Origin of the sequence: Sporosarcina sp. OR05, from assembly GCF_041414805.1 — a bacterium.
GTDB classification, from domain to species: Bacteria; Bacillota; Bacilli; order Bacillales_A; family Planococcaceae; genus Sporosarcina; species Sporosarcina saromensis.
Genome location: NZ_JANKJL010000002.1, coordinates 322,067 through 336,614, shown reverse-complemented (window position 1 = coordinate 336,614; position 14,548 = coordinate 322,067). Strand labels below are relative to the sequence as shown.

At 40.3% G+C, this 14,548-nt stretch carries 19 protein-coding genes; all 19 read right to left on the bottom strand.

The window, feature by feature from the left end; all coding sequences use genetic code 11:
• Positions 1-14: 14 nt before the first annotated feature.
• A complete protein-coding gene (gene flhB / locus NRI27_RS05925) occupies positions 15-1,097 on the bottom strand; it encodes a flagellar biosynthesis protein FlhB (RefSeq protein WP_371389906.1) in 1,083 nt (360 codons plus the stop codon).
• A 1-nt stretch (position 1,098) separates the two neighbouring features.
• On the bottom strand, positions 1,099-1,875 hold the full coding sequence (fliR, locus tag NRI27_RS05920) for a flagellar biosynthetic protein FliR (RefSeq protein ID WP_371389905.1): 777 nt from the start codon (positions 1,873-1,875) through the stop codon (positions 1,099-1,101).
• Between the two features lie 4 nt (positions 1,876-1,879).
• Complete coding sequence (fliQ, locus tag NRI27_RS05915) at positions 1,880-2,149, bottom strand: flagellar biosynthesis protein FliQ (protein WP_317941648.1); 270 nt, start codon at positions 2,147-2,149, stop codon at positions 1,880-1,882.
• Between the two features lie 62 nt (positions 2,150-2,211).
• Entirely contained in the window at positions 2,212-2,877 is a 666-nt protein-coding gene (gene fliP / locus NRI27_RS05910; RefSeq protein ID WP_317941649.1) for a flagellar type III secretion system pore protein FliP, read from the bottom strand.
• On the bottom strand, positions 2,870-3,559 hold the full coding sequence (locus NRI27_RS05905) for a flagellar biosynthetic protein FliO (protein WP_371389904.1): 690 nt from the start codon (positions 3,557-3,559) through the stop codon (positions 2,870-2,872). Before NRI27_RS05905 ends, fliP begins: the two co-directional genes overlap by 8 nt.
• A 4-nt stretch (positions 3,560-3,563) precedes the next feature.
• A complete protein-coding gene (locus tag NRI27_RS05900) occupies positions 3,564-3,926 on the bottom strand; it encodes a response regulator (RefSeq protein WP_317941651.1) in 363 nt (120 codons plus the stop codon).
• 21 nt (positions 3,927-3,947) lie between these two features.
• The gene (gene fliY, locus NRI27_RS05895; RefSeq protein WP_371389903.1) at positions 3,948-5,150 is read right to left on the bottom strand and encodes a flagellar motor switch phosphatase FliY; all 1,203 of its coding nucleotides are present in this window, start codon (positions 5,148-5,150) and stop codon (positions 3,948-3,950) included.
• Positions 5,143-6,141, bottom strand: a complete 999-nt coding sequence (gene fliM / locus NRI27_RS05890) for a flagellar motor switch protein FliM (protein ID WP_317941653.1) — start codon at positions 6,139-6,141, stop codon at positions 5,143-5,145. Before fliM ends, fliY begins: the two co-directional genes overlap by 8 nt.
• 39 nt (positions 6,142-6,180) lie before the next feature.
• Complete coding sequence (gene fliL, locus NRI27_RS05885) at positions 6,181-6,606, bottom strand: flagellar basal body-associated protein FliL (protein ID WP_317941654.1); 426 nt, start codon at positions 6,604-6,606, stop codon at positions 6,181-6,183.
• A complete protein-coding gene (locus NRI27_RS05880; RefSeq protein WP_371389902.1) occupies positions 6,596-6,817 on the bottom strand; it encodes a flagellar FlbD family protein in 222 nt (73 codons plus the stop codon). Before NRI27_RS05880 ends, fliL begins: the two co-directional genes overlap by 11 nt.
• Before the next feature lie 127 nt (positions 6,818-6,944).
• A complete protein-coding gene (locus NRI27_RS05875; protein ID WP_371389901.1) occupies positions 6,945-7,931 on the bottom strand; it encodes a flagellar hook-basal body complex protein in 987 nt (328 codons plus the stop codon).
• Between the two features lie 86 nt (positions 7,932-8,017).
• Positions 8,018-8,398 carry a TIGR02530 family flagellar biosynthesis protein gene (locus NRI27_RS05870; protein WP_371389900.1) on the bottom strand — a complete coding sequence of 127 codons (381 nt, stop codon included), beginning with the start codon at positions 8,396-8,398 and terminating at the stop codon, positions 8,018-8,020.
• Between the two features lie 21 nt (positions 8,399-8,419).
• The gene (gene flgD, locus NRI27_RS05865; RefSeq protein ID WP_371389899.1) at positions 8,420-9,067 is read right to left on the bottom strand and encodes a flagellar hook assembly protein FlgD; all 648 of its coding nucleotides are present in this window, start codon (positions 9,065-9,067) and stop codon (positions 8,420-8,422) included.
• Positions 9,068-9,071: 4 nt separating this feature from the next.
• The gene (locus NRI27_RS05860) at positions 9,072-10,346 is read right to left on the bottom strand and encodes a flagellar hook-length control protein FliK (RefSeq protein WP_371389898.1); all 1,275 of its coding nucleotides are present in this window, start codon (positions 10,344-10,346) and stop codon (positions 9,072-9,074) included.
• Positions 10,347-10,380: 34 nt separating this feature from the next.
• Positions 10,381-10,989 carry a MotE family protein gene (locus NRI27_RS05855; RefSeq protein ID WP_371389897.1) on the bottom strand — a complete coding sequence of 203 codons (609 nt, stop codon included), beginning with the start codon at positions 10,987-10,989 and terminating at the stop codon, positions 10,381-10,383.
• A gap of 1 nt (position 10,990) precedes the next feature.
• Entirely contained in the window at positions 10,991-11,443 is a 453-nt protein-coding gene (fliJ, locus tag NRI27_RS05850) for a flagellar export protein FliJ (protein ID WP_317941661.1), read from the bottom strand.
• Positions 11,440-12,768 (bottom strand): flagellar protein export ATPase FliI, encoded by a 1,329-nt coding sequence (gene fliI, locus NRI27_RS05845; protein WP_371390060.1) that lies wholly within the window; start codon positions 12,766-12,768, stop codon positions 11,440-11,442. Before fliI ends, fliJ begins: the two co-directional genes overlap by 4 nt.
• 2 nt (positions 12,769-12,770) lie before the next feature.
• Positions 12,771-13,541 (bottom strand): flagellar assembly protein FliH, encoded by a 771-nt coding sequence (gene fliH / locus NRI27_RS05840; RefSeq protein WP_371389896.1) that lies wholly within the window; start codon positions 13,539-13,541, stop codon positions 12,771-12,773.
• Complete coding sequence (gene fliG, locus NRI27_RS05835; protein ID WP_371389895.1) at positions 13,534-14,547, bottom strand: flagellar motor switch protein FliG; 1,014 nt, start codon at positions 14,545-14,547, stop codon at positions 13,534-13,536. Before fliG ends, fliH begins: the two co-directional genes overlap by 8 nt.
• Position 14,548 lies beyond the last annotated feature (1 nt).

Sequence of the window (14,548 nt, the reverse complement as noted above, 5' to 3'; positions counted from 1 at the left end):
TTTCTCATTTTTTCTTAAATCTTTTTTTGAATCCGATAAACATACGCTAAAATTTCAGCGACGGTTTTAAAGAATTGGTCAGGAATCCTATCCCCGATTTCAACCTCATCATATAACGCACGAGCTAGTGGTCTATTCTCCACCATGACAATGTCGTGTTCTTTGGCAATCAATTTAATCTTTTGAGCGACAAAGTCTGCACCTTTTGCCAGAACAATCGGCGCATCCATTTTTTCATCGTCATATTTCAAGGCAATCGCAAAATGGGTTGGATTTGTAATGACTACATCCGCTTGGGGCACTTCTTGCATCATCCGCCTCATTGCCATTTCCCGTTGACGTTGTTTAATACGGGATTTAATGATTGGATCCCCTTCAGTGTTTTTATATTCATCCTTAATATCCTGTTTGGACATCCGCAGGTTTTTTTCATAATCATATTTCTGATAAAAATAATCCAAAATTGATATACATAAAAGTACAAGAGATGCTATGATCCCCATGATAGCGACCAATTGTCCAACGATTACGAGCGTATCATGTGGTGTTTTAAAAGCTAAACCGAGTACTTTTTCGATATTCATGACAAGAATAATGGTTGTCACGGAACCGATGAAAGAGATTTTTAATAAAGATTTCATCAATTCCACTAATGCACGAACTGAAAAGATTCTTTTCAATCCTTTGATCGGATCAATTTTTTTCAAGTCAAATTTTAATGGTTCAGTCGTAAAGAGCAGACCGAACTGAAATAGATTGCCGGCTATTCCGGCAATGACCGCAATCACCATGATTGGAAGCAAGATGAAAGCCATTTCGGCTACCATCGTTCGATACATCTCCATCGTTGTATGAATATCTAATACATCTTTTGAGAAGTATTCAGTGAACGAGTGGGTAAAGAAAACAAAAAAGCGATCTTTCATAAAACCAGAAGCAAAATAGAGAAATAGGAACACAACAAGCATAACAATGGCACTTGTAACATCTTGACTTTTTAACACTTGTCCTTTTTTTCGTGAATCAAGTCTTTTCTTCGGGGTGGCTTTTTCAGTTTTTTCACCTGCGAAAAACTGTAAGTCCAACGTTAACCTCATATTAGCCACCCCCTAAGATGATCATCAAGTCTCTCATTGCTGCTAGCATGATCTCAAAAAGTTTCTGCATCATCGCAATCATGACCGTAAACGTCGTCACGAGGACGAGGAAGCTAACGCCGATTTTTATCGGAAAACCAACAACAAATATATTTAATTGCGGAACAGTCCTAGCTGTAATACCGAGTGCTAAATCGACAAGAAATAATGTCGCAACAATTGGAATCGACATTTGAAAAGCAATCGCAAAAGTTGCCATAAATGTTTTTGCTATGAATTCGACCAATCGCTCTTCTCCAAAAGATGGCCATAGTACATCGATTGGTACAAAACGATAGCTATAGAAAATACCATCTAACAACATGTGATGAGCATTTAATGTTAATAACAACAATAGAGCGAGAACATTAAAAAATTGACCTAATAGTGGTGATTGTGCACCTGTTTGAGGATCAATCACATTGGCAATGGCAAAGCCCATTTGAAAATCGATAAAGCCTCCTGCAATCTGAATTGCTGACATGACAATATAAGCAATAAGACCAATAAACAAACCGACAGTTGCTTCTTTTAACACCAAAAGTATGTATGTACCATCTATCTCAAGGGTTGGTGCTTCAATCGTGTAGACCATCACCCATGCTAGTATTGCAGCAAAAATGACTCTTTGAGTAGTCGGGATTGTGCGATATGAAAAGAACGGAACAGTGACAATAAATGCCGTCACTCTCGTCAACACAAGTAAATAGACGGCCATTGATGGGATTAATGCTTCCATTCATTCACCCAATATACCGGACAAGATTATCAAAAATATCGGATGCATAGGCAGTGACTTTTGAAAGCATCCAAGGTCCAAAGAATACAATCGCAACAAGTACAGCAACAATCTTTGGTACGAATGCTAATGTCTGTTCTTGGATTTGTGTAGTTGCTTGAAATATACTAACAAGCAAACCTGATACTAATGCGACAATCAACAACGGTCCGGATGCTAATAAAATGACCCATACTGCCCGTTCAGCAATCGAGATGACTACTTCACCTGTCATGTTTTACCACTCCTAAATTGGAAAATACCACTTTGCTCATAAAGAATACCTATAAACTTTCGCTAAAAACTTTGTAACAATGATTTCATGATGAGGTACCAACCATCCACCAAAACGAATAGCAGGATTTTAAATGGCAATGAAATCATGACCGGCGGCAACATCATCATCCCCATTGACATCAATACACTTGCGACAATCATATCGATGACGAGAAATGGGATGAAAATCATAAAGCCCATTTGAAAAGCTGTTTTAATCTCACTTAACGCGAACGCAGGTACAAGCATCGTCAAAGGAATATCCTCTAACGATTCCGGTCGTTCTGCTTCGTTGTACCGAAGAAACAATTCCAAGTCTTTTTGTCTCGTATGTTTGCTCATGAACTCCTTAAAGGGCATACTTGCTTCCTCATATGCTTGTTCAAGTGAAATTTCTTCAGCGAACAACGGTGTCAGCGCTTTTTCATTTACCTCTTGAAAAGTTGGGGCCATAATGAAAAATGTTAAAAACAGAGCAAGACCGACAATTACTTGATTCGGTGGCATTTGTTGTGTCGCGAGCGCTGTTCGAACAAACGAAAGCACAATTACAATACGAGCAAACGAAGTCATCAGAATTAGAATTGCAGGAGCAAGTGATAACACTGTTAGTAGCAGCAGTAATTTGATAGATGTTGAGACATTCGTTGCGTCGCTGTCCGAAAAAAACTGGACGAAATCATTCATCTTGTCTGCGCTCCTTTTCTTCCAATCTTCTTAAATGTTTCTTTCGTTCCTCTTTAAGCTCGTTAATTTTGTCTTTAAAGAGATGGCCGAATTCTACCTGCTCTTCTGTTTTCTCAAGTGAGCGATTCGGATTGACATATTTCGAAACAACTTTAGCGACAAGGCCAGCCGGTGGTTGAATGTCACCTTCTCGAATATAGTCTTCTAGTTTCGCAATTTCATTTGCATCGGTTATTTCTTTTAATAGTTGTACTTCATTGCCAACACCAACCAAGTAATAGGAGTTTCCTATATGGACGAGTTGAATGGACTTTTGTTGACCGAGTGATAGTCCGCCGATATTTTTCATGAGACGATGTTGGTCAAACATTCGATTACGACGGTTCAAAAATTTTAATAGCGCAAGTAAAAGCCCGATGACAAACAGAAAGGCTAAAATCATCCGAATATAGTCACCAAAAGAAGAACTCCCAGCTGTCAATTCCTTTGAAGGTTCAACAGCCGGTTGGTTTTGTTCTTTGTCAGGTGTTTCTTCTTTCACATCTTTTCCCGGTTTTAAATTATCGATGACATACGTGTTCGGGTCGGTTTCAGCTGTAACCACTTGTGTGCATACTGTAATAGCTAACATGCTGACAACTACAAGCAACATCCATTTTCTTACACTAGTTATTCCGATCATCCGCTTACCCTAGTGCTTTTTGAATTGCTTCAACAACTCGATCTGCTTGGAACGGCTTTACGATGAAATCTTTTGCACCTGCTTGAATGGCATCAATCACCATTGCCTGTTGGCCCATTGCCGAGCACATAATAATCGTCGCAGATGGATCTTTTGCTTTAATTGACTTCAGTGCTGCAATACCATCCATTTCCGGCATTGTAATGTCCATTGTTACTAAATCCGGTTTCAGCTCGAAATACTTTTCGACTGCTTGTGCACCATCAGCAGCTTCTCCTACTACTTCAAAATTGTTTTTAGTTAAAATGTCCTTGATCATCATGCGCATAAATGCTGCGTCGTCTACAATTAAAATTCTTTTTCCCATTTCCTTTTTACCTCCTGGATACTAGCGTAAATTGTTTAGTCGTTCTTTTTGACTTAAAATGTCTGTAATTCGCACACCGAAATTCTCATCGATGACGACAACTTCTCCTCTGGCAATATGTCGATTATTTACTAGAATATCGACAGGTTCACCTGCCAGCTTATCCAATTCTATAATTGAACCACTCGACATTTCAAGAATTTCTTTTACGGAACGTTTTGTCCGACCGAGTTCCACCGTCACTTGCAAAGGGATGTCCAGCAACATATTCAAATTGTTGGACTCTGCTTTGTTCAAAGATGGACTATCAAAACTCGCAAACTTCGCTTCTTGAACGTGCACAGTTGGTCGCTGTTGTCTAGGTGGCAATTGCTGTGTTATAGGTTGGTCCCAAGCCGTTTGTTGTTGGTCGTTCATGGATGCATATGGATCTTGATGAACGGACTCATTATGACTCTGATCATAAGCAAATGTTGAAGTAGGTTCACTCTTTGTTGGAGCTTCCATCGTGACAGCCGCTTCCTCTTCTGCCCCCATGCCCATTAATGAAGTGACGAGATTCTTTCCGAACTGCAACGGAAACAATTGCATAATATTTGAGTCGATGAGTTCGCCGACTTTCAGTTCAAATGATACTTTAATCATTAATTCGTCGTTAGGTATCTGTTCTGTATGGCCTTCGTTTTGTAAATCCATTAGATCGATAGAAGGTGGAGAGATATCCACTTTCTTATTGAAGACGGTTGACATGGACGTCGCTGCAGACCCCATCATTTGGTTCATTGCTTCTTGGACAGCACTTAAATGGATTTCATTCAATGCTTCACTTGGCGCAAGGCCATCTCCGCCTAGCATTAAATCCGCAATAATCGCTGCATCACTTTGTTTAATGACAAGTAAGTTCGTACCATTCAGCCCTTCTGTATATTCCACTTGGACCGCTACATAAGGATGTATGAATTCCGTTTCCAACAAGCTACGGTCAACAACAGTTATTGCAGGAGTAGTGATTTCAACCTTCTGTCCAAGCAAGGACGAAAGAGCTGTCGCAGAACTTCCAAATGAAATATTTCCTACTTCACCAAGTGCGTCTTTTTCCATTTCACTTAAGTGATTATCTAAATCTTCTTTCTCAGAAGAGGATGTAGCGGGTTCATCAACAGACAGCGGTTCCCCACGCAATAAAGCTTCAATTTCTTCCTGAGACAACACATTATCACTCATCATCTTCATCCTCTCCGTTCATGATATCGAGTATTTGAACAGCCATTCGATTTCTAAGATGCCCTGGCTGAGCTGTGAATTTTGGGACATCCCCTACTTTAACTATGAGTGGATCTTCAATTTTCCGGTCAATAGGGATCACATCTCCAACTTGCAAATATAAGAAGTCTTCCACGGACATGAAACCTTGTCCTAATTCGGCCGTGATTGGCAAAGTTGCTTTCTTCAAGCGTTTCTCTAACACGACACTCTGTTCAGGAGAAGGCTCTTTTTTATTCGTTTGCATCCAATAACGAACAGATAAGTTTGGCACAATCGGTTCAAGAACGACATGCGGAATACAAATATTGATCATTCCGCTCGACTCACCGATAACAATATTAAATGAGATAACGACTACTGTTTCATTCGGTGAAATCATTTGCAAAAACTGCGGATTCACTTCCATTTCAGATAAAAATGGATCGATCTCGATAATGCCTGACCATGCTTCCCGTAAATTATCAAATGATCGTTCAAAAAGATTTGTCAATATTTTCGTTTCAATCTCAGTCATATTGTCCACTTTTCCGGGGCCATCTCCACCGCCACCCATTAGACGATCAAGCATGGAATAGGCGACATTTGGATTTACTTCCATAATTATGTTACCTTCGAGTGGTGGAACTTCAAAAATATTAAGCAAAGTCATATTCGGAATCGAACGTAAAAACTCCTCAAACGGAATCTGGTCGACCGATGCGACGTTAATTTGTACATAAGTCCGTAACTGAGCAGAGAAATAAGTCGTTAACAATCTAGCAAAGTTTTCATGAATTCGTGTCAAACTTCGAATCTGGTCTTTTGAAAAACGGAGAGCCCGTTTGAAATCATATACTTTTACTTTCCGGGTCTCTTCTTCTTTTTTCATATCATCTGCAGACATCTCACCTGTTGACAAGGCGGATAACAATGCATCTATTTCATTTTGGGATAAAATATCTCCCGACATAAGGTCACCTCCCGAACGGTTTAGTACTTCGCGCCGTCATTATTGAATGATATAAGAAACGATATACACTTTCTCAATTTCACCCTCTTGCATGAGCGGATTCAATTGTGCTTTAATCGATTCTTCAAATGCCTGCTTACCGGCTTTTCCTTCAAAATCTTCTGCAGTCATTTCAGATAGCTCCTGAATGACGATGTTATTAATTTGAAAATCTCTTTTTGCTAATTCTTCTGCTGCTTTTTTATCATCTGTTTGGATTTTTAAAGATAGTTTAATATATTGTCGGCCCGATAAGTTTGTCATAATTTCAGGAACATCTACCGACGCTTCAAGAATTTCGTCAATTGTTGGTTCGGTATCTCCTACATTCCCTTTGAACTGCAAAGATAGAATGAGTACGACAATTCCTACTAACGTTAATGAAACAACTGTTATTAATGCAATCGTCAAAGCTTTATTCTTCATTTTCTTCACCTCGAATATGCGGATTCGATAATAATTGGATGGAGCGATAAAAATCGATAATTTGTTTTTGTACGTCTTCAACATCCTCTAAAACGACGTATTTTGTCCCAGTTGTCAACGTAATCGTCGTATCAGGGAATGATTCAACTTTCTCTATGTAAAGTGCATTCAGTATGAATACCGTACCATTGAGACGTTTAACTTTAATCATATGTAAGGGGCCGGGCACAGAGCCGGCCCGACCCTCCTTTGCAATAACAATTCTTACTATAAGATGTTTACCAAGTTGGCGATCTGGGTAACTATGATTGTGTGCGTGAAAAAGTATGCGAGTAACCTTATCGTTTTAAGTTAACCAGTTCCTGCAAGATTTCATCTGATGTCGTAATAATACGCGTGTTCGCTTGGAATCCACGTTGTGCAACGATCATATCCGTAAACTCTTCGGATAAATCGACGTTGGACATTTCAAGGAAGCCTGATTCGACGGAAGCTAATCCCTCTTTTGTTGCAACTTGGATTAATGGATCACCGGAGTTCGCAGTTGATTGGAAGTAGTTCCCTCCAACTTTCCCTAAACCACCCGGATTTGAGAATTTCGCTAACACAAGTTGCCCTGCCCACTTCAATGTTCCTTCACCATCAACAAACGTAACGGTACCGTCTTGTCCGATACTCATAGATTGTGCGTTTTTAGGGATTCGGATTGGTGTATAGCTTGCTTGTTGTCCCCCATCAATTATGACTGGATCTTCATCTGCGACACCATTATTATCAGAATCAAGATTACCTGTTGCTGCTGGATTACCTGATACAGCATTAGCATTCGGATAATCTGTTGATACCGAAGCTGGATCGCCATCCCATCCAGTTACCGCATAACCAACAAGAAACTTCCCATCTGAATTTACTAAGTAGCCATTGTTATCCATATAGAAATTACCAGCTCTTGTATACAGTGTATTGGTAAATGTTCCTGCCCCGGTTGCTGGATCTACACCTAGACCGTCCGCAACTTGGAAAAAGCCGTCACCAGACAATGCAAGGTCCAACGTATTACCTGTAAACTGGGATGCTCCACCACTTTGAATGACGTCGATTGCTGCTAATTGAGAGCCTAAACCGACTTGCTTCGGATTTACACCGCCTCGCACATCGCTTGAACCGGATGCACCCGCAACGGTCTGGGATACTAAGTCTTTAAAAATCGTCCGGCTCTTTTTGAAACCGTACGTATTCACATTCGAAATATTATTCCCAATGACATCTAACTTTGTTTGGAAGTTTTTCAACCCTGAAATTCCTGCGTACATAGAACGTAACATATTTATTTTCCCCTCTCGGATAATGAGTGTATCTGCCTCTGTCAGTCGGCAGTACGTTGGCATCCTCTTTTAGAGGTCCTGCCTATTCAACTTAAAATGATTGTTCCGTCGATATTTGTAAATAACTGATCTTTCATTTCTTTGCGATCCATCGCTGTTATGACTGTCGAGTTTTTAACGCTGACAATCAAGGCAGCTTGATCCAAAAGTACAAGCGACTCTTTGATCCCTTTCACTTTAGCCTCATTCACCTTATCAAATATACGCGTCCATTCATGTTCGGTAATTTGAATTTTTCGCTCTCTCAATCGACCGGATGCATGTTTACTGATTTTCAATTGCGTCGGCATCATTGCCTGATTCAGTTGCTCCGAAAATGATTGCGGAATACTTGGCGACGTTTTAGCCTGTTGTCCGTGACGTATGAATGGTTGCGATGGAACGCGATGTATGTTCAATTGCTCCATACATTTCGCCCCTTTTCTTCGTTACTGACTAATCGATGTAAATGATTTGCCGTCGATTCTTGTGCCATCCTCTAACACATATTCCAGCTTCCCATCTTTATTTGAAACAGAAACAACTTTACCGCTTTTCTCTTCCTCTCCGTCCATATAGCCAACAGTTTTACCGATGAGCATACTTGCTTCTAGCAAACTGTTCGTGTTGCCTGTGCCAGCTAATACTTCCGAAATGTTGCCTGGTGTCAGTTCTTTGCCGTCTTCCATAATAAAAATTACAGATCCATCGACAAACTTCGCAGCTTTAATGACGCCTGTTCCTTCATGAATGACCGGTTTGCCGTCTTCACCTTTTTCATCCGTCACTTCATGCCAACGGACATTTTTTCCAACAAATTGATTATATTGAATTAACTGCGTCTGATTTTGAGCAATAGCGAATTTTTCAAATGCGTTCGCTAGATTCATTGTCTGTTCCAAAGAAGAAAACTGCGCCATTTGTGCAATGAATTCGTTGTCTTTCATCGGATTTGTCGGATCTTGGTTTTGCAGTTGTGCAATGAGAATTTTCATGAAAGCGTCTTTTCCCATCGTATCGGGCCCAGTTTTACGTTGTTCCCGTTGCTTATTAAGCAAAAACATCGATTCCGTTATCGGTTTTTGGCTTTCTACCAATTGCCTACACCTCTAATTCAATTAAATATTCTTCAAAAGAAGTTTCATCTTCTCGAGTATTGTTCTGTTGTTGTTCACTAGGCTGTTGCCTTTGTCTAAATTGCTCATTGAACGATTGTTCCCGATCACTACGTGAAGGATCTTGAATGGACTGTGAAATATCAATACGGTCAACTTGCAAATTCTGTTGGGTGAACGCGTGTCTGAGCTGATGCAATTGGCTATCTAACATCCCTTTTGCAAGTGAAGTGGAGGCCAGTATTCTTGCGGACAATACCCCATTTGCTTCATGTAACTCAATACGTATTTGCCCTAAATGTTCAGGGTACAACTTGATCAGCATCCTCGTTGACCCACCTACTTGTCCGAAGTTCGAGCGTTTCAACAGTAGTTGCATTTCTCGCATTAACGTTTCACTTCTATTTGAAGTGTTTGGTTCTTGAGACAACGAAAATTCCGTTTTTATTGATGCATGCGTCGTCGACGAAACATTTCCTTGAGATGTCGTATCCGGTTGTTTACTAGATGACCCATTGTCAGTAGATGAAGACTCATTCGACCGAACGATTTGTACATTTACTTTATCTTGCAACAACTGCATGTACCCCTGTTTACTTATAGGCGTAGTTTGCAATCTTGTCTGCAACTGTTCCAATGTCAGCTGATACATGGTTGTGAAACTAGACAATTTCTGTTCCATTGTGACGGTCATATCCGAATGAGCAGCGAGAAACTCTACCATTTTAAGGAAAGATACAACAGATACCTTTTCGTTAGGAGTTAGGTTCTTATCCATCGTCTCGCCTAGTTTTTCATAAAATGCAACTCCAACCTCTTCTAGAAAACCGATCATTGTCCAAACATCAACCGTCTCTAACTGATGATTGAATTCTTCTTCAGGAAGTCCAGCTTCTACGAACAATTTTTTTAAGTCGTCAAGAAACTGTTCTGGTTCCACCATAAGTGTAGCGAGGATTTCTTCGACACTCGATGCACTTGTTAACGAATTGATTGTTTCTGTCAATTCCGTTGAATCAAAACCTGGTATTGCGCTTAGTGCTTCTTTCAAATCTTCCAACGTATTCGCCTGTAGTACATCTTTCAAATAGTGCACGTCAATATTTCCACTTGATTGGCTACCAGACGAGTCTTTAGGTGTAGCCATCATCTGGCCAAATACTGATCCAAAGGATTTTGTAGAAGAACTTGATTGTTCATTCCCCAACTTTACGGTCGTTTGATTTCCAATAACGAGTGACTGTAGTGCGCTGATGTTCAATTTTTCACCCCCTTTCAATGTGTAAACTACTCAACTATTTCGTCATAAGGCTCGTATATTTTGCAGCATCTTCAGCAGACATCTTCTCTAAAATAGGCGCTAGCACTTCAGGTTTTAATGCAGTAAGGATTTGTATCGCTTCAGCATCATTCATATTCGTAATGACGGGTGCTGCAGATTTAGCAGACATTTTCTCGAACGTCGAAATAATTTCCTTTACATCCCTTTTGTTATCTTCTTTCGCACGTTGCAAAGCTTCAATTTGACGTTGAAGATTTTCTTGTTCAGTTAACCATGCGTTCTTTTCGTCTTTGAACTGCTCCAGTTCTTCTTGTAACTTGTACACTTGTGACTCTTTTTCTTTGATTTCGGCTTGTAAAGATACAACGCGTTCTTCTATATCTGCAGCTAGTTCTTCATCATCCTCAGACTTCTTCTCAGTAGAGAATGGAAGAGAGGACGACATTTTTTTCATTTCGTCCAACACATTAATGTCTGCTACAAATGCAATGATTAATAGAACCATTGTTGTGAATAATAAAGGAATGAGTGTCCACATTAAGAGTGTTTGAAAAAGATTCGCTTTTTTAGCACCTTTTTCTACTTCATTCTTTGCTGCTAATTGTTTCGGTTTATTTACCACATTACCACCCTGTTTCTTTTCTATGGAACTTCATAGTCGACAATTCATCCAACAAGCTAGCTTCCACTTGTTCCAGTTCAGCTTGATAATGTTCTTGATCTTTTTCTTTCATTTTTTCAAATTTCTTTACTTCTATCGATCGCTCAAGCAGTTTCTCTTCAAACCATTTCATTTTTGAACGAGCTTTCATAACGGTCATTTGAAGACTGGCTATGCGTTTTTCAAGCGTATCGATGAATCGCACATAATGATGCACCTCGTTTATCATAAAACCTTGCTTCATTTTTTCTTGGTGCGCTTCGGAAACATCTTCTTTCTTCTTAAGCAGTTCATAAAGTTCAGTCGCAACTTTCTCAAACGATTCAACTGCTTTTTTATATTCGATTTCCGTTTCCGTTTTCTCCTGCTCCCGAAAACTGAGCACTTTGTCAAATCGATAGACATAAGGTTTCATCGTGTACCTCCTCCTGTTGCAAGTGAGATCAATTCCCCGATACTGTCTTCCATTCGAATATTATCTTTGTAACTCTGTTTCAAATAGGTCGTTATACGAGGTTCAAAGTCAATCGCATCATCGATTTCTTTTGACGTACCCCGTTTATAAGCACCAATATTAATGAGGTCTTCGGATTTATTGAATGTATAGTATAATTCCCTCAATTTTTCAGCGGCTCTCACATGTTCTGGTGAAGCGATATGGTTCATAAGTCGGCTGACACTTTTTAACACGTTGATTGCTGGGTATTGTCCTTTATTTGCTAACGTACGATCTAATACGATATGACCATCGAGAATACCACGAACAGCGTCTGCAATCGGTTCATTCATATCATCGCCGTCGACAAGAACGGTGTAAAAAGCTGTAATGGCTCCCACTTCATTTGTCCCAGTACGCTCAAGAAGCTTTGGCAATATTGAAAAGACGGAGGGTGTATATCCTCTTGTCGCAGGTGGCTCACCAACTGCTAAACCAATTTCCCTCTGAGCCATTGCTACACGTGTAACAGAATCCATCATCAGCATGACATTCATGCCTTTGTCACGAAAATATTCCGCGATAGCTGTCGCAGTCAGCGCGCCTTTTATGCGCATTAACGCGGGTTGGTCGGATGTTGCTGCTACAACAATTGTGCGACTGAGTCCTTCAGGTCCCAAGTCCCTCTCAATGAATTCGCGAACTTCCCTTCCACGTTCACCAATGAGTGCAATCACATTTAAATCTGCTGTCGTATTGCGGGCAATCATGCCTAGCAACGTACTTTTCCCGACACCAGAGCCTGCAAATATCCCTACCCTTTGTCCATTCCCTACCGTTAACATGCCATCAATTGCCTTTACACCTACTGCAAGCTGATCTTGAATCGGCAATCGGGACAAGACACTCGGCGGATCCTGTTCCGTTCTTACAGAAGTTAAACCTTTAGGCAGTGGATACTGATCGATTGGATTGCCCATCGAATCGACGACCCTACCAATCAGCTCCATTCCAACCTTCACTTCAAGCGGTTTCCCTGTGCATTCAACTAAACACCCACTTGAAATATCACTAATTTTCGTGTAGGGCATTAAAATGACAATTTCTTCACGAAAACCGACGACTTCCGCCAAAATCGTGTCGTTTTTCCGCTCATTGTTTAAGTGGATGCGACAAACATCACCTATGGCACTTACCGGTCCTTGTGATTCGATCATGAGACCAACAACACGGACAACTCGTCCGAACTTCTTGAAAGTATGTAATTGCGGTATGACTTCAAGCAATTCTTCGGCTTTTTTCATCATCAGTCACCACTTTCCAACAGTTCGACAAGCTTTTCTTTCAGTTCGGATAATTGGTCTTTCACACTCGCAACAATTCGCCCTTGATTCGTTTCAATCATGCAATCATTACTTTGCAAATCTTCATCAGCAAAGATGAAAAACGGTATATCAGGTGGAAAAATTGCCATTAGTTCTGTACGATTTGACGATACAAGTTCAAAGTCTTCGAGCGAAACGAATAGCTTAATTTCTTTTGACTCTCTCGCTTCTTTTAATCCTTTTTTTACAATTGATAAAAATGATTCGTGATCTTCTTCTAGTACCCTTCCAAGAATTCGGCTTGCTGAGCGGATTGCTAGTTCCAGTATGAGTCTTTCTTGGGAGGCTAAATATTTCTGTGCATTTTCCTTGGAAGTCATCGTCACTTCATTCGCAATTTCGACAGCCGCATGCATATCCGAAAGGGCTTTGTTGCGCCCTTCTTCAAACCCTAATTGGAAAGCTTCCTCATAAGCTTGTTGCTGTAGTGCATTCTTTTCATGTTCCCACGCTTCTTTAAGTGCGTCGATTTCCTGTTGTACAATACGTTTTTGCTCAAACCATTCATTTTGCTCATTTTCGATTGTCTGTCGAGCTTCTTTCAACAATCGATCCCGTTCAACGAAAAGGACTTCCTTCGTTAATGGCTCTTCTTCTATTTCTGACAGTGGATTGTGCAAGTTTCTTATTGTAATTTCTCTAGGGTTGCTATTCGTTGCAACCGTTTGAGAAGGACGAAAGATTTTAGACAATTACATCATCTCCCCCACCACGGGCTATAATGATTTCTCCAGAGTCTTCTAGTCTTCGAATGATGGAAACAATTCTTGCTTGCGCCTCTTCTACATCGCGCAATCGAACAGGACCCATGACTTCCATTTCCTCTTGGAATGATTCCGCCATACGTTGGGACATGTTTTTGAAGAGAATATTCCGTACTTCTTCACTTGATACTTTCATTGACAGAATAAGATCTTCGTTTTCACATTCACGTACAATACGCTGAATGGATCGATTGTCGAGTGTAACGATATCTTCAAATACAAACATTCTTTTTCGAATTTCTTCTGCAAGCTCTGGGTCTTGAATTTCAAGTGCATCGAGAATGGTTTTTTCCGTCGCACGATCAACACCATTCAATACTTGAACAACTGCGTCAACGCCGCCTGTTTCAGTAAAGTCTTGTGTTACCGTCGATGACAGTTTTCGTTCAAGTACCGCTTCAATTTCACTAATGACTTCCGGTGAAGTCGATTCCATCGTGGCAATTCTTTTTGCAATGTCTGCCTGTACTTCTTGTGGAAGCGACGATAAAATCATTCCGGCTTGTTCTGCTTCTAAATAGGACAAGATTAATGCAATTGTTTGCGGGTGTTCGTTCTGGATGAAATTTAATATTTGACCAGGATCTGCTCTTCGTGCAAAGTCAAACGGGCGCACTTGCAATGAAGATGTAAGTCGATTAATAATAGCTTGCGCGTGGTCTTTTCCGAGCGCTTTTTCAAGAACCGTCTTGGCATAGCCAATCCCTCCTTGAGAAATATAATCCTGCGCAAGTGCAATATTATGAAATTCCTCAATGATTTCATCTTTAATCGTTGCATCCACTTTTTTCACACTGGAAATTTCAAGTGTTAACCGCTCGATCTCCTCTTCCGTCAAATGTTTGTAAACTGCCGCTGAAACTTCAGGACCTAAAGAAATAAGGAGGAGTGCAGCTTTTTGTTTGCCATTCATACCTTTGTCTTTTTTTACCACT